Annotated in this window: 17 protein-coding genes and 3 pseudogenes; 10 read left to right on the top strand and 10 right to left on the bottom strand. The window is 63.2% G+C overall.

Annotation, left to right across the window (positions count from 1 at the left end; all coding sequences use genetic code 11):
- Nucleotides 1-16 precede the first annotated feature (16 nt).
- From ACGI6K_RS21480 to ACGI6K_RS21470, 3 genes are read left to right on the top strand one after another with little or no spacing between them, the layout of a single operon-like run.
- Nucleotides 17-730, top strand: a complete 714-nt coding sequence (locus ACGI6K_RS21480) for a hypothetical protein (protein ID WP_376947417.1) — start codon at nucleotides 17-19, stop codon at nucleotides 728-730.
- A gap of 3 nt (nucleotides 731-733) precedes the next feature.
- Entirely contained in the window at nucleotides 734-1,231 is a 498-nt protein-coding gene (locus ACGI6K_RS21475; protein WP_376947419.1) for a hypothetical protein, read from the top strand.
- Between the two features lie 15 nt (nucleotides 1,232-1,246).
- Nucleotides 1,247-2,995 (top strand): VWA domain-containing protein, encoded by a 1,749-nt coding sequence (locus ACGI6K_RS21470; protein WP_376947421.1) that lies wholly within the window; start codon nucleotides 1,247-1,249, stop codon nucleotides 2,993-2,995.
- Nucleotides 2,996-3,539: 544 nt separating this feature from the next.
- Here the strand turns inward: ACGI6K_RS21470 and ACGI6K_RS21465 are convergent.
- Both ACGI6K_RS21465 and ACGI6K_RS21460 read right to left on the bottom strand, forming a co-directional pair.
- Entirely contained in the window at nucleotides 3,540-3,872 is a 333-nt protein-coding gene (locus ACGI6K_RS21465) for an ATP-binding cassette domain-containing protein (RefSeq protein WP_376947423.1), read from the bottom strand.
- A gap of 114 nt (nucleotides 3,873-3,986) precedes the next feature.
- Nucleotides 3,987-4,505: pseudogene (locus ACGI6K_RS21460) on the bottom strand (TonB-dependent receptor plug domain-containing protein); the annotation flags it as partial.
- A 383-nt stretch (nucleotides 4,506-4,888) separates the two neighbouring features.
- Between ACGI6K_RS21460 and glmU the strand changes: the two are divergent.
- The 4 genes from glmU to glmS all read left to right on the top strand — a co-directional run bounded on the left by glmU (nucleotide 4,889) and on the right by glmS (nucleotide 11,926).
- On the top strand, nucleotides 4,889-6,253 hold the full coding sequence (gene glmU, locus ACGI6K_RS21455; protein WP_376947425.1) for a bifunctional UDP-N-acetylglucosamine diphosphorylase/glucosamine-1-phosphate N-acetyltransferase GlmU: 1,365 nt from the start codon (nucleotides 4,889-4,891) through the stop codon (nucleotides 6,251-6,253).
- A gap of 11 nt (nucleotides 6,254-6,264) precedes the next feature.
- Nucleotides 6,265-9,129 (top strand): 3'-5' exonuclease, encoded by a 2,865-nt coding sequence (locus ACGI6K_RS21450; RefSeq protein ID WP_376947427.1) that lies wholly within the window; start codon nucleotides 6,265-6,267, stop codon nucleotides 9,127-9,129.
- A 182-nt stretch (nucleotides 9,130-9,311) separates the two neighbouring features.
- On the top strand, nucleotides 9,312-10,076 hold the full coding sequence (locus tag ACGI6K_RS21445; protein ID WP_376947429.1) for a DeoR/GlpR family DNA-binding transcription regulator: 765 nt from the start codon (nucleotides 9,312-9,314) through the stop codon (nucleotides 10,074-10,076).
- Nucleotides 10,077-10,090: 14 nt separating this feature from the next.
- A complete protein-coding gene (gene glmS, locus ACGI6K_RS21440) occupies nucleotides 10,091-11,926 on the top strand; it encodes a glutamine--fructose-6-phosphate transaminase (isomerizing) (protein ID WP_376947431.1) in 1,836 nt (611 codons plus the stop codon).
- Between the two features lie 201 nt (nucleotides 11,927-12,127).
- On the opposite strand, the pseudogene ACGI6K_RS21435 reads toward glmS, so the two are convergent.
- The 4 genes and pseudogenes from ACGI6K_RS21435 to ACGI6K_RS21420 form a co-directional block, all read right to left on the bottom strand.
- Nucleotides 12,128-12,494: pseudogene (locus ACGI6K_RS21435) on the bottom strand (TIGR02391 family protein).
- A 553-nt stretch (nucleotides 12,495-13,047) separates the two neighbouring features.
- The gene (locus ACGI6K_RS21430; protein ID WP_376947433.1) at nucleotides 13,048-13,359 is read right to left on the bottom strand and encodes a helix-turn-helix domain-containing protein; all 312 of its coding nucleotides are present in this window, start codon (nucleotides 13,357-13,359) and stop codon (nucleotides 13,048-13,050) included.
- A complete protein-coding gene (locus ACGI6K_RS21425; RefSeq protein ID WP_376947435.1) occupies nucleotides 13,346-13,588 on the bottom strand; it encodes a hypothetical protein in 243 nt (80 codons plus the stop codon). Before ACGI6K_RS21425 ends, ACGI6K_RS21430 begins: the two co-directional genes overlap by 14 nt.
- A gap of 290 nt (nucleotides 13,589-13,878) precedes the next feature.
- Nucleotides 13,879-14,386: pseudogene (locus ACGI6K_RS21420) on the bottom strand (tyrosine-type recombinase/integrase).
- A 1,018-nt stretch (nucleotides 14,387-15,404) separates the two neighbouring features.
- On the opposite strand from ACGI6K_RS21420, the gene ACGI6K_RS21415 reads away from it, so the two are divergent.
- Together ACGI6K_RS21415 and ACGI6K_RS21410 are read left to right on the top strand one after the other, a co-directional pair.
- Entirely contained in the window at nucleotides 15,405-16,046 is a 642-nt protein-coding gene (locus tag ACGI6K_RS21415; RefSeq protein ID WP_376947437.1) for a Vat family streptogramin A O-acetyltransferase, read from the top strand.
- A gap of 514 nt (nucleotides 16,047-16,560) precedes the next feature.
- Entirely contained in the window at nucleotides 16,561-17,340 is a 780-nt protein-coding gene (locus tag ACGI6K_RS21410; protein ID WP_376947439.1) for a hypothetical protein, read from the top strand.
- Between the two features lie 284 nt (nucleotides 17,341-17,624).
- On the opposite strand, the gene ACGI6K_RS21405 is transcribed toward ACGI6K_RS21410, so the two are convergent.
- Nucleotides 17,625-18,284, bottom strand: coding sequence for a glutathione S-transferase family protein (locus tag ACGI6K_RS21405; protein ID WP_376947441.1), 660 nt, complete (start codon nucleotides 18,282-18,284; stop codon nucleotides 17,625-17,627).
- Between the two features lie 117 nt (nucleotides 18,285-18,401).
- Between ACGI6K_RS21405 and ACGI6K_RS21400 the strand changes: the two genes are divergently transcribed.
- A complete protein-coding gene (locus ACGI6K_RS21400; RefSeq protein ID WP_376947443.1) occupies nucleotides 18,402-18,962 on the top strand; it encodes a TetR/AcrR family transcriptional regulator in 561 nt (186 codons plus the stop codon).
- Between the two features lie 208 nt (nucleotides 18,963-19,170).
- On the opposite strand, the gene ACGI6K_RS21395 is transcribed toward ACGI6K_RS21400, so the two are convergent.
- The 3 genes from ACGI6K_RS21395 to ACGI6K_RS21385 all read right to left on the bottom strand — a co-directional run bounded on the left by ACGI6K_RS21395 (nucleotide 19,171) and on the right by ACGI6K_RS21385 (nucleotide 22,902).
- Entirely contained in the window at nucleotides 19,171-19,728 is a 558-nt protein-coding gene (locus tag ACGI6K_RS21395) for a thermonuclease family protein (protein ID WP_376947445.1), read from the bottom strand.
- A 486-nt stretch (nucleotides 19,729-20,214) separates the two neighbouring features.
- The gene (locus tag ACGI6K_RS21390; RefSeq protein WP_376947447.1) at nucleotides 20,215-21,213 is read right to left on the bottom strand and encodes a LacI family DNA-binding transcriptional regulator; all 999 of its coding nucleotides are present in this window, start codon (nucleotides 21,211-21,213) and stop codon (nucleotides 20,215-20,217) included.
- Nucleotides 21,214-21,423: 210 nt separating this feature from the next.
- A complete protein-coding gene (locus tag ACGI6K_RS21385) occupies nucleotides 21,424-22,902 on the bottom strand; it encodes a glycoside hydrolase family 32 protein (protein ID WP_376947449.1) in 1,479 nt (492 codons plus the stop codon).
- Nucleotides 22,903-22,974: the final 72 nt, after the last annotated feature.

Here is a 22,974-nt window from a genome sequence, read left to right as displayed (position 1 = left end):
GATAGCGAGACTGGAGATGATGGTCGCCTCGTTCACGGCTAAACGAATCGCCTGGGCGGTGCTCGCCCTGTCGTTGGCGGGTTGCGAGACCCTGAACGGCCCCGGCACGGGACAGACCGACCCGCGGCTGTCCAACAGCAGCTCGGCGCGCTTCTTCAGCAAGTCCGGCTGGCAGGCCTGTGCCGGTGGCGCGGTGGTTGGCGTGCTGGCCTGCCAACTGGCCAATCCGGACAGGAAGGGCGAGTGCATGGCCGGCGCGGCGATGCTCGGCTGCGGCGCCGGCATGAGCGCCAACTACTACCTCGACCAGCGTCGCAGCCAGTATGCCAACATCGAGCAGCGCCTCGACGCGGCCATCGCCGACGTGCGCAAGGACAACCTGGAACTGCAGGACCTGAGCCGCACCGCGCGCACGGTGATCGCCGACGACCGCCAGAGCATCGCCATGATCGAGCGCGACATCGCTTCCAAGCGGGTACAGAAGGCCTATGCCCAGCAGCGCCTGGCCAAGGTCGACGCCAATCTGGTATTCCTCCGCGACAAGCTGGCCAATGCCCGCAGCAAGCAGGAGGAATGGCGCAAGGTGGCCGCCGCCGAACGCGGCGGCGCCAGTGCCGCGCGCATGGACACGCTGAATGCCGAAATCAACAGCATGCAGCGGCAGATCAACGCCCTCGAAGCCGAGATCGACCAGCTCTACCGACAACGCTCCGCCATCCGCCTGGGCTGAACCATGCACCGATTCTTCCGATTCCTGTCTCTTGTCGCCGCCGGCCTGTCACTCGGCGCCTGCGCGGTGACCCCGCAGGAGTGCGATCCGCGCAACGCCGATGCCGGTTTTGCCACCAAGTTCGGCTGCAACGTGCACGGCGGTTACGCCCAGCGTGTCGAGCAGAAGGAAAAGATCCTGCTCGACGAGCGCAAGACCAACCAGTTGTTCCGCGATACTTACGCCGCCCTCGACAAGGAGCGCAGCGAGGTCGGCCGCGAACTGAGCCGCCAGCGCGACGAATACGCCGCGCTGAACAAGGCGATGAACGCACTGCTCGCCGAACTCAAGCAAAAGAGCCGCAACGACCAGCGACTGCAGAACGAGATCGCCGCGTTGGAAAAGGAAATGGCCGGCATCAACCGCCAGAACGACGCAAAGGCGGTGGCGCAGAAACAGTACGAACTGCAGAAACTGCGCACCCGGCTTGCCAGCCTGGAAAGCGACCTGGGCCTGCGCTGACCGATCGAGGCGAGCATGAAGCGAATCACCCGTTCATCCAGTGCCGGGCGCAGCGCGGCCGATGCCCTGGCCGGCCACGCGGAACTGACGGCCATCCTGCGCCGCCACCTGCCGCCGAGCACGGCGGCCCTGTTCGCCAAGCCTAGGCAGGCCGAGGGTGACATCGTCGAGTGGTACTCGGACTTGGGCGGCCAGCCGGTGCCTTTCGCCGAGCTGGCGCCGCAGGAAGCGCGCCAAGTGCGCCAGTTGCTGGACGAGCGCCTGGCCTCCATCGCGGAACTGGCCGGGCGTCTCGAAGGGCAGGGCGAGGAAGGCAAGCGCCAGGCCGAGCTGTTGCGCCAGGCCGCGCGCTACCCGGACACCGCCACTCTCTATGCGCTGAACGGCCAGCCGCTGGTGACCTTCTGGGGTGGTGGCGAGCCGCCCGCACCGCCCGTGCCGCCGCCAACCGCCGCCGAATTGCCGGGAGCGGCGCCGGCGGCCCTGGCTACCGCCGGCGCCGCGTCCCTCGCCGCCGGGCCGCAACGCCGCTGGTGGCCCTGGCTGCTCCTCCTGTTGTTATTGCTGGCCTTGCTCGCCGGTCTCTGGTGGTGGCTGTTCGGCCGCCAGGAGCCGCCGGCGGAGCCGATCGCCGCGACCGAGCCGCCGGTCGTCCAGGAACAACCCGAGCCGCCGGTCGAGGAAAAGACTCCGCCGGTCGAGGAACCCGAGCCCGAGCCGGAAGCCGTGCCCGAGGAAAAAGTAGAACCCGAACCCGTGGTGCCGCCGGCGCCCAAAGTCGAGGCGGTGCCGCCCAAGCCCGAACCGAAAGCCGAGCCGAAGCCGAAGCCGAAGCCGGAGCCCGAACCGAAGCCCGAGCCCAAGCCGGAGCCAAAACCCGAGCCCAAGCCGGACCCGGTCGAACTGGCGCGCAAGCGCATCGCCGCCGCAGGCGGCAACTGCAACAGTCTGCAGCAACTGCTCAGCCAGGACCCGCAGGTCAAGCAGAACCCGGCACTGCGCGGCGAAGTTGAGGCGAAGCTCAAGCAGCAGTGCCGGCAGCAACTGATCGTCAACGCCAAGAATCTCTGTCCGGACGAGCGACCCCAGGAAGTGGCGCCGGAGTTGGCCATCGTGTTCGACGCCTCCGGCTCGATGGACATCAGCCTGCTGGCGACCAAGCAGGAGATCGACCGGGCGGTGATGATGCAAGGCATGACCGACATCGCCGCGCGCGTGCTGTTGGGCGGCAATCCGGGGATCGACACCACCGGCCACCTGTACCGCGAGCCCAAGCGCATCACCGCGGCCAAGCAGGCGACCACCGCGGTGGTCCAGCACCTGCCCAGCGATGTCAGCGCCGGCCTGGTGCTGATCGAGCGCTGCCCCGCTTCGCGCAGCATGGGCTTCTTCACCCCGGCCCAGCGCGGTGGCCTGCTGGCGCGCCTGAATTCCATCCAGCCGGTGGAGGGCACGCCGCTGGCCGACGGCGTCGCCAAGGCTGGACAGATGCTCGACGGCGTCAACCGCGAGTCGGTGATGGTGGTGGTCTCCGACGGCGAGGAGAGCTGTCACCAAGACCCCTGCGCGGTGGCCCGCGACCTGGCGCGGCGCAAGCCGCACCTGAAGATCAACGTGGTCGACATCGCCAGTACCGGCGCCGGCAACTGCCTGGCCCAGGCTACCGGCGGCCAGGTGTTCAACGCCAGGAACGCCGGCGAACTGGCCGCGATGACCCGCCAAGCCGCTCAGGACGTGCTGCCGCCGGCGCATTGCCGACAGTGAGGCGCGGTTTTTTCCTTCTCGCATGCGGGAGAGGGGCCGGGGAAAGGGTAGTTGGCGGCTCTCTGCGGGCTGGTTCCCCTCTCCCCGACCCTCTCCCCGGAAGGGAGAGGGAGGCAGGGTTGATCCACTAGGGCGCTTGGGACATGCCGCCGCCAATGCATTGCCGGCAGTGGGGCACGGTTTCTCCCCTCTCCCACGTGGGAGAGGGGCCGGGGGAGAGGGTAGTTGGCGGCTCTCTGCGGGCCGGTTTCCCTCTCCCCGACCCTCTCCCCGGAAGGGAGAGGGAGGCAGGGTTGATCCACTAGGGCGCTTGGGACATGCCGCCGCCAATGCATTGCCGGCAGTGGGGCACGGTTTCTCCCCTCTCCCATGTGGGAGAGGGGCCGGGGGAGAGGGTAGTTGGCGGCTCTCTGCGGGCCGGTTTCCCTCTCCCCGACCCTCTCCCCGGAAGGGAGAGGGAGGCAGGGTTGATTCACCAGGCCGCCCGGGACATGTTGCCACCGGCGCATTGCCGGCAGTGGCCCAGGGGCCGGAGGAGAGGGAGCTACCCCAGCCGCAAAGTGCGCTCGCAGACCCTCTCCACCAGTTCGGGATCGTGGCTGACCAGCAACAGGGCGCAGTGGTGCTCGTCGGCGAGGACGATCTGCGCGCCGCCGGCTGTCGCGGCGCAGAAGGCCAGGCGCTGGGCCATGCCGCCGGAAAGCTGGCCGGGCAGTTTGTCGCCGGCCTGCTCCAGGCCGACGCCGGCCAGGTCGCGGCGGGCGTTCGCGGCGGCCCGTTCCGCGTCCTGTCGCAGCACGCAGGCGTAGACCTCGGCGACCTGCCGGCCGGCGCGCATCAGCGGGTCGAGGGCGTGCCGGGGTACCTGCGGCAGCATGGCAGAGGCGTTCCAGTTCGCGCCGGGGCAGCGTGGCGAGGTCGTGGCCGTCGACGCGGATGGTTCCGCTGGCGCGCAGCGAGGGCGGCAGCAGGCCCATGATGGCCTGGATCAGAATGCGCCGGAGCCGCAGTCGAGGCGGGCGAAACGCTCGCGCTGCGGGCGCTTGCTGACCATGACGGTACCACCGGGATCGCCCCGCTCGTACAGGCTGGAGGCCGGCCCCTTGAGCACTTCGAGGCGCTCGATGTTGGTCGCGTCGGGCGAGTTCATGTAGCCGCGGTTGACGCTGAAGCCGTCCTTGTAGAACTCGACGGTGGTCAGGTCGCGCACGCTGTATTCGTATAGGGTCAGTCCGCTGAAGTCGTTCTGCCGCGCCATGCCGCCGGCGAAATCGAGCGCCCGCTCGATGCGCGGGCTGTGCAGATCATCCAGCACCTGGGCGGGAATCACGCTGACCGACTGTGGGATTTCCTCGATCGCGGCATCGGTCTTGGTGGCGCTGGCCGAACGCCGGGCACGGTAGCCGCGGACCGGGCCGCTGGCGCTCTCCTGGTCCGCGCCGATGGCGATGGCTTCGAGAACCTCCACGCCCTGGCCGGCGGCGATCTCGGACAGCAGACCGAGAATCATCCCGGTCACCAACAGAACGGACGTGTCGTTTCGCTAAATCATGCCGCTTTCTTCTCGGTTACGAATCGGGGGCACACTAATGGCGTGGCCCGCACCTGTCTGTCGGCCGGGCGACACCCGGAGCGGGCTTCGCGCGCTCTCGGCAGGGCTGCGACGAGGGCCGGCGGGCTGGTGAACGCGAAGGCGCTTACCGTTACATCATAACGTTTCGGCTACGCCCGGATAAACGCTCCGCCATGGACCCGTGCGGGAAAACCCGTGGCACGGTTGCTGCTGGACATTGAAAAGCCTGGCCCCAGGGAGCAAAGTCTGGCCCGGTCGCCCTTGCCCGTGCGCCGGGCTTGGCCGAGGCTTCAACCATCGCCATGTCCAGGATCCTTCCCATGTCCCTCGATATCGTCATTCTCGCCGCCGGCCAGGGCACGCGCATGCGTTCCGCCCTGCCGAAAGTCCTGCACCCGGTCGCCGGCAATTCGATGCTCGGCCATGTCGTCGCCACGGCCCGCCAACTGCAGCCGCAGGGTATCCACGTAGTGATCGGGCACGGCGCTGAACTGGTGCGCGCGCGGCTGGCTGCGGACGACCTGAACTTCGTCCTGCAGGCCGAGCAACTGGGCACCGGGCACGCAGTGGCCCAGGCGCTGCCGGCGCTGTCCGCCGAGCGGGTACTGATCCTCTACGGCGACGTGCCGCTGATCGAGGCGGATACCCTGCATCGCCTGCTAGCACAGGTCGGCCCCGAGCGCCTGGCCCTGCTCACCGTGGACCTGGTCGATCCCAGCGGCTACGGGCGGATCGTCCGCGATGCCGCCGGGCGGGTGGTCGCCATCGTCGAGCACAAGGACGCTAGCCCCGAACAGCGCGCCATTTGCGAAGGCAATACCGGCATCCTCGCGGTGCCCGGCGCGCGCCTGGCCGACTGGCTGGGGCGGCTGTCCAACGACAATGCCCAAGGCGAGTACTACCTCACCGACGTGATCGCCATAGCGGTGGCCGACGGCCTGACGATCGCCACCGAGCAGCCGCAGGACGCCATGGAGGTGCAGGGCGCCAACGACCGCCTGCAGCTCGCCCAACTGGAGCGCCACTACCAGTCGCGCGTCGCCCGGAGGCTGATGGCCCAGGGCGTGACCCTGCGCGATCCGGCGCGTTTCGATTTGCGCGGCGAAGTCGAGGTCGGCCGCGACGTGCTGATCGACGTCAATGTGATCCTTGAAGGCAAAGTGATCATCGAGGACGGCGTGGAAATCGGCCCGAACTGCACGATCAAGGACAGCACCCTGCGCCGGGGCGCCCAGGTCAAGGCCAATAGCCACCTGGAAGGCGCCGAGCTGGGCGAGGGCGCCGACTGCGGTCCCTTCGCCCGCCTGCGTCCGGGCGCGGTGCTGGGCGCCAAGGCGCACGTCGGCAACTTCGTCGAGCTGAAGAACGCCGTGCTGGGCGAGGGCGCCAAGGCCGGGCACCTGTCCTACCTGGGCGATGCCGAGATCGGCGCGCGGACCAACATCGGCGCCGGCACCATCACCTGCAATTACGACGGCGCCAACAAGTTCAGAACGGTGATGGGCGAGGACGTGTTCATCGGCTCGAACAGTGCCCTGGTCGCCCCGATCGAACTCGGCGCCGGCGCTACCACCGGCGCCGGCTCGGTGATCACCGAGGACGTGCCGGCCGGCAACCTGGCCCTCGGCCGCGGTCGTCAGCGCAACATCGAAGGCTGGCAGCGACCCACCAAGCAAAAGAAATAGGATATCCGCGCATGCGTGTGCTGACCTACGCCGGGCTCGAACCCGGCCGGCTGAAGACCGCCCTGAACAAAGCCATGGCCGCCATCGGTCGCGACGACTGGCGCAGCGTCGACCTGAAGAAGCTGGCACCGACGCCCTATTTCCGCATCAAGCTCGACCAGGCCAGCCGGCTGCTGCTGAGCTTCGTCCGCTACCGGGACGAGACCGTCTGCCTGGTCCTGGAGGTCATCCCTAACCACACCTACGAGAAATCCCGCTTCCTGCGCGGCGCCAGGATCGACGAGGCGCTGATCAAGGAAGCCGACGCGGCGCAGGCCGAGGCCGCCGCCACGCCGGTGCGCTACCTGCATCCGGGGCGCGGGGAATTCCACCTGCTGGACAAGGTGATCTCCTTCGACGATGCGCAGGAAGTCATCTACCGCCTGCCGCCGCCGGCGATCCTGGTGGGCTCGGCCGGTTCCGGCAAGACCGCCCTGACCCTGGAGAAGATGCGCCAGGCCGAGGGCGAACTGCTCTACGTCACCCAGTCGCCCTGGCTGGCGCGCAATGCCCGCGAACTCTACTTCGCCAACGGCTACCGCAACGACGCCCAGGAGCCGCAGTTCCTCGCTTACCGCGAATTCCTCGAAACCCTGAAGGTGCCGGAAGGCCGCGAGGTGAACTTCCAGGCCTTCAAGGCCTGGTTCGAGCGGCACCGCCAGCAGTACCGCTTCACCGACGCCCACCAGTGCTTCGAGGAGTTCCGCGGGGTGATCGGCAGTCAGCCGGAAGGTGCGCTCGACGAGGCCGCCTACCTGGCCCTGGGAACCCGCCAATCGATCTTCCCGGCCGAGCGGCGCGCCGCCGTCCACCAATTGTTCCGGCGCTATCAGGCCTGGCTCGCCGACAGCGGCCTGTACGACACTAATCTGGTCGCCCAGCGATGGCAGGCGCTGGCCGAGCCCACTTACGACTTCGTCGTCGTCGACGAAGTGCAAGACCTGACCAACGCCCAGTTGGCGTTGGTACTGAAAACCCTCAGGAAACCCGGCCAGTTCCTACTCTGCGGCGACTCCAATCAGATCGTGCACCCCAACTTCTTTTCCTGGAGCGCAGTCAAGGGCCTGTTCTGGCGCGATCCCGAGCTGGCCGAGCGGCAGACCCTCTCGGTACTGCGGGTCAACTACCGCAACGCCCGCGAAGTCACCCGGGCGGCCAACGACTTGCTGAAGATCAAGCATACCCGCTTCGGCTCCATCGACCGCGAGAGCAACCACCTGGTCGAGTCCGCCTCCGACGAGACGGGCGAGGTGCGCCTTTTGGCCGACAAGGACGCGATCAAGCGCGACCTGGACGCCAGAACCCGCGCCTCCACCCTGTTCGCCGTTCTGGTGCTGCGCGATGAGGACAAGGCCGAGGCGAGGAAGCACTTTCGCACACCCCTGGTGTTCTCGGTACACGAGGCCAAGGGGCTGGAATACCCCAACATCATTCTCTACCGCTTCGTCTCCGACCAGCGCCAAGCCTATGCGGAAATCTGCGAGGGAGTCACCGCCGCCGACCTGGACAAGGACGAGCTGGACTACCGCCGCGCCCGCGACAAGCAGGACAAATCGCTGGAGATTTGGAAGTTCTACGTCAACGCCCTGTACGTCGCGCTGACCCGCGCGGTGGAGCGGCTCTACCTGATCGAGAGCGATCACGGACATCCGCTGCTGCAACTGCTGGGCGTGCGAGGCGGCGAGGTTCGGCTGGAAATCGAATCCAGCGAATCCAGCCGCGAGGACTGGGAGCGCGAGGCGCACCGCCTGGAGCAGCAGGGCAAGCAGGAACAGGCCGAGGCGATCCGCCGCGACATCCTCCGGACCCGTCAGGTGCCCTGGCCGGTGTGGAACTGGGAAACCGCCACGCCGATGATCGAGCGTGCCCGCGATCCCCGGGAGGTCTCCAACAAGGTGCGTCAGCAACTGCTCGACTTCGCCCTCTGGCACCAGCAGGAGCGACATATCGAGTACCTGTCCGATACGCTGCACTGGAACCCCGCCGTGCAACTGATCGCCAACGCCCGCCAGGGCTCGATCTGGCGCACCCGCGACAGCCTCGTCGAGCGCCAGCTCGGCGCCTACCACAAGAAGAACTTCAAGGACATCCTCGTCCAGTGCGACCAGTACGGCGTCGACCACCGCACGCCGATGGACGCCACCCCGCTGATGCTCGCCGCCCTAGCCGGCAACCTGCCGCTGGCGGAGGCGCTGCTCGAACGCGGTGCCGATCCCGAACAGCGCGACCTGTTCGGCCACAACGCGCTGTCTTATGCCCTCGGCCGCGCCGTCGAGGACGAGGAGTACGCCGCCGATCCCCTCGGCGCGCTCTACGAGCGCCTGGCGACTCCGCTGGACCTGGAAGTGGAGGGACGGCTGATCCGCCTGCAGCCGCAGCAGGGCGAATACCTGCCGCTGCAACTCATGCTGGCCGGTCTCAAGGTGCTCGGCTCGCAACTGACCCACAGTCAGGAGTACCCGATCGGCCGGCGCTACGGCTTCTACGCCGACTACCTGATGCGCAACATCACGCATTTCCCGGCTAGTGTGTTGCGTCCCGAGCGCAGGAAGCGCACCTACTTCAACCAGGTTCTGGCCCGCGCCGAAATCGACAGTGGCTACCGTCCGGCGCGCAAGCTCTGGCAGCGCGTGCGCAACGGTCACTACCTGCCCAGCCCGGAACTGAAGCTGCGCGTGCCCGACGGCGACGGCCAGGGCCGCTGGCTGCCGCTGTACGAGCTGCTGGCCGGCCGGCAGATCCTCGCCGGCAATGCCTACCTGATGGTGGGCGAGTCGCTGCGCTGGATAATGAAGGACGACAGCGAGCACGACCCGCTGGATTTCGGCCTGCTATGAGGATGGGGCGGCAGGTGTTGCCTTCGTCGCAATCCTCTCCAGAAGGCCGACAGGCCCAGGACAGCCCGTTCCGCCGATGAAGGCGGAGCGGCGCATTCGTCGGCCGTGGAAGCGGGCTCCTTGACCGCCTGCGCGCTTTGGGTTTTGATTCGTCACATTGTCTTTCGAATCGAAACTTAAAGATGTCGAAGCGAAACACACCGCAACGCCGCCATGCCATCCTCGCCTTGCTCGCCGAACGGGGCGAAGTCAGCGTCGACGAACTGGCCAGGCGTTTCGAGACCTCGGAGGTCACCATCCGCAAGGACCTCGCCATCCTGGAGAAGAACGGCCTGCTGCTGCGCCGCTACGGTGGCGCGGTGCCGCTGCCGCAGGATCTGGCCGAGGACCGCCCGCTGTCCGCCGGCAAGCAGGCGATCGCCAGGGCCGCCGCCGCGCGCATCCGCGAGCACGCGCGGATCATCGTCGACAGCGGCAGCACCACCGCGGCGCTGATCCCCGAGTTGGTGCACAAGCGCGGGCTGGTGGTGATGACCAATTCCCTTGACGTGGCCAACGCCCTGCGCGAGCTGGAGAACGAGCCGGTGCTGCTGATGACCGGCGGCACCTGGGACCCGCATTCGGAATCCTTCCAGGGCCAGGTCGCCGAGCAGGTGCTGCGCTCCTACGACTTCGACCAGTTGTTCATCGGCGCCGACGGCATCGACCTGGCGCGCGGCACCACCACCTTCAACGAGCTGCTCGGCCTGTCCAGGGTCATGGCCGAAGTCGCCCGGGAAGTCGTCGTCATGGTCGAGTCCGACAAGGTCGGCCGGCGGATTCCCAACCTGGAGTTGCCCTGGAGCAGCATCCATACCCTGATCACCGACGAGCGCCTCCCGCCCGAGGCGCGCGGACAGATCGCGGCGCATGGCGTGGAACTGGTCTGCGTCGCCGTACCCGCCTGAAGGAGAACCACACCATGTGCGGAATCGTTGGCGCCATCGCCGAACGCAACATCACCCCGATCCTGCTGGAAGGGCTCAAGCGCCTGGAATACCGGGGCTACGACAGCGCCGGCGTGGCGGTGATCGATGCCGTGGGCCGACTCGCCCGCTGCCGGCGTCCGGGCAAGATCGCCGAGCTGGAGCAGGCGCTGCGGGCCGCGCCGCTGGCCGGTCGCCTGGGCATCGCCCACACCCGTTGGGCCACCCACGGCGCGCCGCTGGAGCGCAATGCCCACCCGCACTGTTCCGCCGACGAGGTGGCGGTGGTGCACAACGGCATCATCGAGAACTACCTGCAACTGCGCGAGCGCCTGCAGGGCCTCGGCTACCGCTTCGAATCGGACACCGATACCGAGGTCATCGTCCACCTGCTGCACCACAAGCTGCAGGAAACCGGCGATCTCACCACGGCGCTCAAGGCGATCATTCCCGAGCTGCACGGCGCCTACGGCCTGGCGGTGATTGGCGCCAACCAGCCGGACCGCCTGCTCGCCGCGCGCAGTGGCAGTCCGCTGGTGATCGGCCTCGGCCACGGCGAGAACTTCCTCGCTTCCGACCAGATCGCCCTGCGCCAGGTGACCGACCGTTTCGTCTACCTGGAAGAGGGCGACATCGCCGAGATCCGCCGCGACGGCGTGCAGATCTGGGATGCCCAGGGCCGCCCGGTGCAACGCGAGACCCTGCAATACCGTGACGGCGCCGAAGCCGCCGACAAGGGCGAGTTCCGCCACTTCATGCTCAAGGAGATCCACGAGCAGCCGACCGTGGTGCGGCGTACCCTGGAAAACCGCTTGGCGGCCAGCCACGTGCTGGTCGAGGCCTTCGGCCCGCAGGCGGCCGAGCTGTTCGGCCGGGTGAAAAACGTGCAGATCGTCGCCTGCGGCACCAGCTTCCATGCCGGCATGGTCGCCCGCTACTGGCTGGAAGGGCTGGCCGGGATTCCCTGCCAAGTCGAGGTGGCCAGCGAGTTCCGCTACCGCAAGGTGGTGGTGCAGCCGGACAGCCTGTTCGTCACCATCTCGCAATCCGGCGAGACCGCTGACACCCTGGCCGCCCTGCGCAGCGCCAAGGAACTCGGCTACCTGGCCAGCCTAGCGATTTGCAACGTCGGCACCAGCTCGCTGGTACGCGAATCCGACCTCTGCCTGCTGACCCAGGCCGGCCCGGAGATCGGTGTCGCCTCGACCAAGGCCTTCACCACCCAACTGGTCGCCCTGCTGCTCTTAACCTTGGCCCTCGGCCAGGCGCGCAGCAGCCTGGGCGCCGGGGTCGAGGCCGAACTGGTCGAAGAGCTGCGCCGCCTGCCGGCGCGCCTCGACGAAGCGTTGGCGATGGACGACATCATCCAGCGAATCGCCGAATTCTTCGCCGACAAGAACAACTGCCTGTTCCTCGGCCGCGGCGCCCAGTACCCGGTGGCGATGGAGGGCGCGCTCAAGCTCAAGGAAATCTCCTACATCCACGCCGAGGCCTATCCGGCCGGCGAACTCAAGCACGGCCCCCTGGCGCTGGTCGACGCGAGCATGCCGGTGGTCACCGTGGCGCCGAACAACGAGCTTCTGGAAAAACTCAAATCCAACCTGCAGGAAGTCCGTGCCCGCGGCGGCGAACTGATCGTCTTCGCCGACGGCGAGGCTGGCATCCACAACGGCGAAGGCACCCGCCCGGTACGGATGCCGCACATCCACCACCAGTTGGCGCCGATCCTCTACACCGTGCCGCTGCAATTGCTGTCCTACCACGTCGCGGTGCTCAAGGGCACCGACGTCGACCAGCCGCGCAACCTGGCGAAGAGCGTGACGGTGGAGTGAAGGGCGTGGCCCGCGCCGCGACTGATACGGGATGAAAATAAAGTTTCATCCCGAGCCGAGCGAAAGGACGTGCGCACTGGCGAGGTGCCGCGTTCTCGGCCGGCCTGCTGTGATGGGTGGAGATTGGCCGGAGGCAGCCCAACTACGGCTATCTCGTGAGCAGATCGCCATGTTGCCACAGTCACCAGTGGAGGGGCACCGCTATAAAGTGCGGCAACTGTCAACAATGCCAAGTAAGTGGGATGCCATGATTATCATCTCCCGCGCCTCCGAAGCCTCAACTCCTACATGACGATGGCTTTGTGGGTTCTTGTAGCTTCCAATTGCACCAGACATCAGATTCATCAACGCTTGGCGTTCGCCGGGTTCGGCTGTTTTTGTCCGTCAGCGGCCCTTCTTCGGGGTTAAAGGCACGCGCGGCAAGCTTGGTGCCAAGCAATTCATCGCCGAAGCTTGCCGCTTGACGGATTGACACTTCAAGCACTTTGAACGCCTCAAAGACAGCCGTATCGAACAATTCTTGCTTGTAGAGACGGAGCGCGGTGGACCGTAGTGATGCGTGAACCATATCCTCTGGAAGTTGGCGGTCTACCATCCACGTCCTCAGCGATACGCCTTCTGCATAGTGGCTTAGCCCTAGTCTTGTAAGGGTCATCCATTGAACGTCATGAGTAGGATGATGACAAATGAAACCATTGGAGTAGAGCCGGGTCCACGCTTCCGAGCATGCCAACGCTGCTAGTTCACTCTGATCGTAATCATTTCACACACCGAGGAGGAAGTTGTGGGCGCACTCGGCATCGTGCGGACGCTGCAATTTGCTCCCGAAAACCTAAAGCACAGATTGGCTTAAATTCAACAGGGAAGCGTCGCATAGTTGCGAGGGGGTTGAGTAAAAATCCTTGAGATGCGGCATAAAACAGACTCCAAACGATTCAAAATGACCACAGTCCTATAGCCAATGTCGTGCCGGAGCTGAAGTCACCGTGCTCCCGTTCCCCTTTGAGAAGTCCCAGAACCGAGCGACCAGGCAAGGCGGCTTCTGGCCGAAATCCGCTTATCACGCGACTTACAGGCATGCTGGTCATCTGAGCAGTTTCTCATTTCTGCTCTGTGCGCACTCAGCCCGAAAGTACGTCTTGGAACACGTCTGGACGCTGGGCGGCGATATGCAGCAGTGAGCGCGCAGCGCCAGATGGCGAGCGGCGACCTTGTTCCCACTCCTGCAGGGTGCGCACCGACACGCCTAGCAACTCAGCGAATTTCGGCTGCGACAGCCCGGTTTTGCTGCGCGCCTCGGCGGCCTCGGTCAATTCCACGCGATGCACGGCGCCGTGGCGTCCAGCTTTGACATCGACAATGGCGGCCAACAACTCCTTGCCGATGTTGCGCTTGGCCTCTCGCTCAAGCAGTTCTTTCTCAGTCAGGGGCATGATTCATCTCCTTGGCGATTTTGCGCAGGATGTGCGCCGGAATGTTATCGGTAGCGCCCCTGCCGTAAATCAACAGGGCCACCAGGGCTCCGCTGGCCAACTGCGCAGTGTAGATGACGCGCACGGAACCGCTCTTGCCGCGTCCTTCAATCCCCCAGCGCACCTTGCGGCAATCACCGCTACCGGGAATGACAGCGCCGACCTCGGGATTGCTGGCGAGTAAGGTCATGAAGGCACCACGCTAATCCTCCGTCCGGTAATCGGGGCCAGAGCTTGGTGAACAGCGGGGATTCGATGATAGTCAACATGGGCAGGGCATACGTCAGTGACGTACTTAAGGCAATCAATAGCTCAGCCAGCCATACTGTTTTCGGCAACTTCTACCATCTCCCACCACTCCATCCTATGCCGTTTCCTCTGGGTCGAGAGCAGCCGTGTTCCAGGCTTCTCTCGACGTCCGCCCTCATTTCTGACCGGACCCTCGATGACGCCCACGAACACCGCACTTGGCCGGCTGGCTCACACCTCCGTCTGTTCAGCTATCTCCAGCGCGTCGTCGACCTCAATGCCCAAGTATCTCACCGTGCTTTCGAGCTTCGTATGGCCTAGCAGTAGCTGGACAGCTCGAAGATTCTTCTTCCGTCGGTAGATCGGTGAGGCTTTTGTTCGACGCATCGTATGGGTTCCGTACGCAGTGGAGTCCAGGCCGATCGCCGTTACCCAGCCATCAACGATGCGAGCATACTGTCGGGTAGAAGGTGATCAGAATCGTGCAGCCGGCTCGGAAAGAGAAAACCCTCCGCACGGAGCATTGCGTGCCGAATCCAGTTTCCTAGGGCGTCCCTTGTCTGCTCAGTGATCTCAAACTGCACGGGACGTTGTGTCTTCTGCTGCATGATAATGGCACGTGACGCCACGCGGTCTCCATGGGCATGTCCCGGACTCGAAGCTTGACCAGATCGCAGGCTCGCAGCTTGCTATCGATTGCCAGATTGAAAAGTGCAAGGTCGCGCGTTTTTTCAGCGATTTACAATCTGACACGGATGGCCCAGATATCCTTTAGCCTAAGCGGTGCTTTCTGACCAACCAGTTTTCCTTTATTCCAGGGCTGATGCCCTGCATTAGTAGGCGTTGCGTTCATGATTAGCTCCTCCAGATGAAGGAGCTAAAGCTTGCAACTGTTCTGGTTAGAGGGAGCACCGATACTGCCGAATGGTCGCTGGCGACCCCTCGCTGCCGTTCGCTGTATGAGCGAAATGCCATCCATAAGCGGGCATTGATGTCGGGCATCTTTCTGAATCGACCCCACAAACCTATATTATAAATAAACAAACTACCAAGACAGCCCACTAGAGGTAGCACTTGGAAACCTTCGTAGCTATCGACTCCGCCGTTTGGGGCCTTCCGGACCAGTCCGGTGATGCAGTCGTGGCCTACGAAGAGATAATCAGAGAGATTGCCGCTACCTGTCGCGTGATCGCCCATAGGCGGGATAGATTAAAGAAAGTGCGCGGAGCAGCGAGAGTGGTTGTAACAGTCGAGACCGCCCCTAGACTCGTGGATCTCTTCCACAACTCCAAGGCCGGTTACAGGGCACAGTATTACTCTAGTCCGGAGTTAGGGGAGCGGGCGAATCGCTACGCAGTAGAGCAGCTTATTCCCATTGTGCTGAGGCAACTTCATCAAGCGCACAAAAGGTCCTGTCCCTTGGACTTCGTCGAGGCATCGCTGCGCGGATTTAGCACAAAAGTATGGATTCACTAAGGCCTATGGCTCAGGGCTGCTGCCAGTGTAGACTGCTTGCTATACCCTGATCACTGGACAGCATGCGCAAAGCGCGCCAAGGGCAAGAACGCCAGAAAGAAGCTGCGTTGGAGGCGTCTGGCACCCAGGGTTGAGACTCGTTTTGAAATCAAGGGTACTGTGCTCAGTTCTGACGGCTTAGAGGTCACTGCTGCGTTCAAGAGGTGCAGGGGCTTTGAGATACACAACTTTGGTTTTACATAGTGCGCAGCCTAACTAGCGGCTCAAGGGGAGAAAGTACGTTGCACGGCCCAAGTCCTGAAAATAAGCATCCAATGGAAGGTTTCCCGCAGGTGTGCTTCATCAAGAACACCGTGCAAAGCCCAAACATCATCGTCGGCGATTACACTTACTATGATGATCCTAATGGTTCAGAAAACTTTGAGTGTAATGTTCTGTACCACTTCCCGTTCATTGGGGACAAACTGATCATTGGAAAGTTTTGTTCTATCGCTCAGGGGGTTAAGTTCATCATGAATGGTGCCAATCACAAGATGTCTGGAATTTCCACTTATCCATTTCAGATCTTCGGCAATGGTTGGGAAAAGGCCATGCCAAAATCAGGCGAACTTCCTTATAAAGGCGACACCATCATTGGCCATGATGTTTGGATTGGCTACGATACTCTCATTATGCCCGGCGTCAAAATTGGCAACGGAGCTATCATCTCTTCACGCTCAGTCGTGGTTTCAGACGTTCCCGCTTACACCATCGTTGGCGGCAATCCAGCTAAACCCATTAAACAACGTTTTGAGTTGGACACTGTCGCCACCTTGGAGTCAATAGCTTGGTGGGACTGGCCCATTGAAAAGATCACTCAACATTTAGAGCTGATCGTGTCCGGAGACATTGAGGCCTTGCGCCGCTGTGCAGCCCATGTCTAAAAATTCAAGTTAAAGCCAGTTTGCGGCTCGCCTTAATTCAGGCGTTAGTTAGTGTCTGCTTTCTAAAAGTATCATTGGCCGCTTCTGGCCGGACTGAGCTGGACAACATCGGCATAGAGCGACACAATGCGGTCGTTCAATGTGTGAGGGAGATGCCACTTGCAAGCGGTCATTAATGTGGGCATCCGCTTTGATCCGCTAAAAAGTGGTGGGGAAAAATGGATACCAGCCAAGGACTTGATTCGATGAAACAAAATTTATGCGTAAAAATCAATCCGGAATGTATTGATCGAGCTAGCGGTGAAGTTGGCGTCAGGTTATTTTTGAAACCCATCGACAGAAGCTTTTTCATCCCCAGCGCTGGCGCGGACTTCAGGGCATTTTGTCGAGCCATTGGATTGGATCACATATACTGACGTATCTGCATGAGCACTCAAAAAGCCGAAATCAACCGACGCGTCCGATTCAATTTTATGCAGACGCGTCTGCATACTAAGTAGTTAGGGCTCATCAAATGCCGCCGTTCTCCTACGCTAAAGCGCTGCTTCAACATTTAGGCATTGCCGTTGAAGATATTCACACGTCGGATGCAGAGCAAAAGCAGGAAGCTGACTTTCTAGTCAGCTTCGGCGGCGTGCGCGTACTCATCGAAGAGAAAACGAAAGAGGATGGTCCAACCTACTTGGCGGAGCGTGCAGAGGAACTTGAGTGTGGTGAAATACATGCGGTCACACTCCCGATCTCACGCGATGAGACCCTTTCTGGTCTGATCAGGAATGCATCTCGCCAACTACGCTCATCATCGAATAAGCCTCATGGTTTTCGCCTGATGTGGTTCACTGCGGCTGGAGTACATGCCGAAGGGAAGTATGAGCAGTTCATTGCAACGCTATACGGCCGAGCCAACCTCTTAGAAATGAATGCAGCTCACTACCGGCCTTGCTACTACTTCCGGAATGCGGACTTCTTTCGCAGGGCGAAGGTAATCGACGGAGCCATCGTGGCTCACACAGATGGAAAATTTATTTTTGCGAAACTATGCCTAAACTCTCTATCACCTCGGTATGAAGCCCTTCGGCGTTCTGCTGTTCTTCAGCCATTTGGCAGCGCCGTCGAAGATCCAATAATCTTAGAAGCTGAGGGAACTGCATTCATCCTTGATTGCGCCTTGGATAGAAAGAATGAAGGCCCCTTGCTTGCCTATCTACAAGAGAAGTACGGAACGGCGCCACTTATGACTTTCGATCTTGGCTATACCAATGCAGCCATTCTATTGCCAAAAAATGAGCCCTAACTAGATATATGGACTCTCCCCACAAGTGGTTAGTAAAGCCTTTCCAACTGGCTTTGCCCGCTTCCAAGCGCCACTCAACTCAGGCACGTTGAGTGTCTGCTTTCTAAAAGTATCGTTGTCCACTCTTGGCCGATTTCTGCCCGATAAAACACGCAGTTCCGGGCCGCTTCCGGCCACAAGCAACGAATCCGTTCCAGAACGAATCCGTTCCAGTAGCCAAGTTTCAAGACAATTCTTTTTTCGTTGCCGAGATTGCTTTTAGCCGGGTTGGGCCCGCCCAGCAGTCATGCCGGGCCGCGGCCCCTGTCGGGCGGTCCCAGCACCGTCCGACCCGACGGGCGCAGGCGCATGCGTTGCAGGTAGTCGCGCAGGTTCTGCCGCTGCTCCAGCCAGGCCGCTGCGTCGGGCAATTGCTGCAGATAGTCCAGCATCGGGGTGAGCAGGGCGTCGGCCATGCTGTAGCGGGTGCCGCAGAAGAATGCGCGGTCGCCGAGTTGCCGGGCGAGCAGGTCTAGGGTCTGGATGGCCGCCGGCGCGGCGGCGGCCAGCGCTTCGGGATCGACGGGACGGGCCGGAGGGATCGGCGAGGCGATCAGCAGCAGGTAGCGGCGGATCAGCCGGTCGTCGACGTACAGGGCGAGCGCGGCGGACCACTGGTCCACTTCGGTGCGTTGCGCCAGGTCGCGCGGCTGCAGCGAGGATTGCGGAAAGGCCGCGTCGAGGTAGCGGCAGATGCTGGTGGTTTCGAAGACCCGCCGTTCGCCATGCAACAGCACGGGCACCTTGCCGAAGGGGTGCAGGGCCAGGTGTTCGGCACTGTGCCGGGCGATGGAGCTGCCATCCACCTGCAGGCCATGGGTGTATTCCAGCGTCTTTTCCTCGCAGTACAGCCGGACGCTGCGGGCGAAGGTGCTGAAGTCTGGGCCGAGTATGTGCGGTTTCATGGGGTGTTCCCGGATGGTGAGGAACTCGCATGGTGACGGCCACGACCTTATGTTCAAGAACATAAGGCGCGTTTTTGGCAGACTGCCCGCCAGTGTTCCTTGCAAGGAGAAAAGCCCATGTCCTGGCCCGCCACGCAGCGCGCAGCGACCCGCCAGCGGATTCTGGAGAGCGCGGCGCGCCTATTTGCCCTGGAGGGTTTCGAGCAGGTCAGCATCGAGGCGATCACGCGGGAGGCCGGTTTGACGCGCGGCGCCTTCTATCATCACTTTTCCTCCAAGACCGAACTGTATGGCGAGGCGATCCAGGTCGCGGCCCGCCAAGGCGGTCAACTGCTCGAGCAGGCGGGCGCCGGTGGCCTGCGGCGGCTGGTGGAGAGTTATCTGTGCATGGAGCACCGCGACGGCGGCCGGATGTGCTGTCCGCTGGCCTTCCTGGCGACCGATGCCGCTCGGCAGGATGCGGTGATCCGTGGCAGCTATACCCGGACGTTCGAAGCGTTCGTGGCCCGCCTGGAAACCGGGATGCCGGCGACGGCGACCGGCACGCGGCTGCGCGCCTTGCAGGTCGCGGTGGGCATGATCGGCGGATTGGCTTTGGCCCGCGCGGTCGACGACGCCGAGCTGGCCGAGGAAATCCTGGCGGCTTGCCAGACCGGCTGTCTGTCCCTGCTGGAGTAAGTCGGGTCGCCTGGATTAAAGCGGCTCCGGCGCGAAAACCGGGCTTTCGCCATGCCCGGTGCGTGCTCCCGAAAGAACGGGATTGCCGGACATCGGCCCGGATCACCGGGGCTTGCGCTGGCGAACAGGTTCCGCCACGTTCGCCGGATGGATCATGCACGGCATGAACCGAACGCCCTGTGCCGGGTGAGGCACCGATATTCGAGAATTATATGGAACGGTTGATGCGTGGCAGGATGAGCATGCTGGGCGTACGCGCGAAGGGCTCTTCTTTTTCCCGGATTTTATTCTGGGCAGTCTCGTTCCACTTCCACGGAGGCGAACGCTCGGACTCCGGCAAGGCCCATAATCCTTGCTTGGCCTTGCGTGCCCGGTTCTCGAGATTCAAGAGCCCTTCGTCGAGGTTGTACAGGCGACTGGTCCAAGCCGCGCCGGAGCTGACCATCCTGGCATTTACATCGATGTTCTCGACATAGACGCGTCCTACCAGGCGGTCATATTGGTCGGTTGCCTGCACCTGAATCACGACCCGCTTTCCCAGCACCAGATCGCTCAACGCCTTTCGGGAAACGGAGCCATAGGGCTGTCGGGATGTCGGGGTTTCGATCTTGGCCAGTTTCACACCGACCAGTTTCCTGGTGTCCACTAGGCAGAAGAAGCTACTGCCATCGGTGACATCGACCACTTTCTTGCAGGAGGTGTTGTCGGCGGAAGCGAAGGTGGTTACTACTGGTAGCAAAGAAACAGCGAACAACTTGAATCGCATAGAACTTCCTGGTTCTGATATCAGAGTGTTATTACCTTATTGAAGAATGAAAATAAATCAAGTTGTTCGCTCGTCTAAAAGCAGTAGGCAGCCAATCTCTGGCGAAGCGAAATTTTCACACCAATTACCGCATTTCTTAACTATAAGGCATCTTCCGGCACTGTGATATCCGGGCAACGGGGGACTTGCCCCTGTCGAACGGATATCGGTATTTACTTGGGCTGATGTGGCTGCTAATCGCCGATATGGGTGCGGAATGAGTGATATTTCAGGACACCGCAAGAATGCAATTGGCTGTGGTGCCCGAAAGAACCGGCCGGGTATTTCGAGGGTCGGGCTCGGATCGGAAGGTCATGCTTTCGGCCGCAGGCCTTCTGATATCCGGGATATCTTGCGCTCGTGCCGTCTGCTCGGCGTCAAATGTCGGCGTATGGCCCATTCGCTTTTCGAGCTCGAGCAGGGGGCTTTCCCGACTCTCGAGCGCCATCACCAGGACTGGCGACTCACCACGGGACAGGGCACCCAGTGGGTGAAAGGCTCGTTCCGCTCTTCGATCAGGTGCTGCGCGGCGCGGCGACCCATCTCGTAGTAGGGGAGTTGCACAGTGCTCAACGGCGGATAGAACAGTTCGGCGACGCCCACCATGTTGTCGTAGCCGAGCACCGCCACGTCGGCCGGGATGCGCAGGCCGCGGCTGAGCAGGTACTGGTAGGCGACCAGGGCGATGCGGTCGTTGCCGCAGACCAGCAGGTCGAAGGCCGGCCTGCCGTTCGTCTCGTCCAGCCGGCGTTCCAGCTCGGCGACGGTTTCCCCGTAGGCGTCGTCGGTGGATATGTCGTACTGGCGGACGCTGTCCGCGGGAATGCCGGCCTCGGCGAGGGCGCGTGACAGGCCTTGCTGGCGCAGCTTCCAGGCTAGGCTGTGGCGCGGCAAGTTGATGCACAGCGGGCGGCGATAGCCGCGCCCGAGCGCCTGGCGCACGGCCCAGTACTGACCGTAGGCGTCGTCGGGGACGTAGCAGGCGACGCCGGGGCTGGTGCTCATGCAGTTGCTTAAAACCAGCGGCTTGTCGAGCAGCGCCAAAGGAATTTCCAGTTCGCGCAACTGCATGGTGCTGAACACGATGCCGTCCGGCCGGTGCGACAACATCAGGTCTATGGCCTGCTGGCTCGGCGGGATCTCGAACAGGTTGAGGATGAAGACGTTCCAGCCGTGCTCCCGAGCAGTGCGCTCCACCGAGAGCAGCATCTCGACGGCGAAGGGGGTAGTCGCCGTGTCGAGCGCGAAGACGCCGATGGTCTTGCCGCTGGAATGGCCGCCGCGGATCTTGCGGGCGGAAAGACTGGGCACGTAGTTCAGAGCTTCGATGGCCTGGCGGACCTTAGCCAGGGTTTCCGGGTTCAACTTCTCCGGGGTGTTGATCGCCCTGGATACGGTCATCGGAGAAACTCCCGCCAACCGTGCGACATCTTTGACCGAAACCATGTGCGGGTGCCATTGCCTGTTTCGCTGGCATGATGTCATGCCCGGCGAAAGCGTGACAACACGGCGCCGGGGCTGGCGGGATGCAACCGCTCGAAGGCGGTTCGGGCTCTTTTTCCGGCTCGTCGGTCGGCTCGGCGCGGGGACTCCGCTATTCCCTCCACTCATGACGGAAAGTCGCGGGAAGGGGGAGAGCGGGCTCCCGAGCGGTTCTCAGAGCTTCAGATCGGCCAGGCTCCAGACCGCGCCCTCGGCGAATACCCCGCGCCCGTTCACGGCGAAAGCACCCACGCCCAGGCTGTCGGGACGCGGATAGATGCGGCTGCTCAGGGTATAGGCGCCGTCGTCGACGAACACCTCGATGGACGAGCGATCCAGGAAGATGCGCAGGGCGATCCGCGTCTGCCCCGGCGCCACCGGTACGCTGCGCACGCCGCTCACACCGGCTCCCGAATGCTGCCGGTCGAGCACCAGGCGCCGGGCCATGGCGTCGAAATACAGCAGGGTGCGCTCCTGTCCGTCGTCGCTGCAGCGCAGGGCCAGCCCGAAGCGCTCGGCACTGCTGCCGACCAGGTCCAGTTCCAGTTCGAGTTCCAGCAGGGCGCCGCGCACCTCGAGCCGGCGGCTCTGCGCCTCGAGCGTGCCGATTGTCAGCGCCTGCCGGGACTGGCGCAGCGCCGTCAGCTCGCGTGCCGGGCGCATGCGCAGCCGGTCGCCGTCGCGGCTCAGCTCGCGCGGCAGGGTCAGCGCGCCGCACCAGTGGTGCGCCTGGCTCGGCATCGGGCTTTGCCACATGTCCATCCAGGCCCAGAGCAGACGGCGCCCGTCCGGTGCCAGCAGGGTCTGCGCCGCATAGAAGTCGTGGCCGTGGTCGATCTCATGCAGTTCGGTTTCCGCGACGAAGCGGGCGTTCTCGTCCAGCCGGCCAAGGAGGTAGCTGTTCTGGAAAAGGTTCCAGCGTTCGTAGCCCTCGGGCTTCAGGCCCTGCGGCGAGAACAGGAAAACGTCGCGTCCCTCCAGTTCGAAAAGGTCCGGGCATTCCCACATGTAGCCGTCGGCTTCCCGCCGACCCTCCAGGGCACGGCCGAGACAGTCCCACCGGCGCAGGTCGCGAGAGCGGTAGAGCAGCAGCAGCGGATCATCGCCCTGGCGTGCACCGAGCGCCATCCACCAGTGGTCGCCGCGTCGCCAGACCTTGGGATCGCGGAAATGCATGATGTCCGGGTGCGGCGGCGTGTCGATCACCGCCCCGTGCTTGATGAAGGTGATGCCGTCCGTGCTGCTGGCCAGGCACTGGACTTGCTTCATGCCCTGTTCGTCATTGCCCGGCTCGCCCAGCCAGCGGTGCCCCGTGTAGATCAGGTACAGGGTGTCGCCGTCCACTACGGCCGATCCGGAAAAGCAGCCGTCCGGGTCGAAGGCATCGCCGGGCGCCAGGGCGATGGGCAAATGTTCCCAGTGAACTAGGTCCGCGCTTCTGGCATGTCCCCAATACATCGGCCCCCACTGGGGCGAATACGGATGGTGCTGGTAGAAGACATGGTACTCGCCGCGGAAATACACCAGGCCGTTCGGGTCGTTCATCCAGCCAGCCGGCGGCGACAGGTGATAGCCGAGACGGTAGTCATCGCGGTGTGCGGGTAGGGTTCTCGCGCTGGCGCGCTGCGCTTCGTCCAGTAGATCGGCCTGCATATCGTGATCCTCGAAAGTTCGTGGAAAGGTCTCGAGCGACGTCATCCCCGCCGAGACGGAGGAGATGACGAG

This window comes from Azorhizophilus paspali (assembly GCF_043587585.2).
Classification (GTDB): Bacteria; Pseudomonadota; Gammaproteobacteria; order Pseudomonadales; family Pseudomonadaceae; genus Azotobacter; species Azotobacter paspali.
This window is presented reverse-complemented; position numbering and strand designations above follow the sequence as displayed.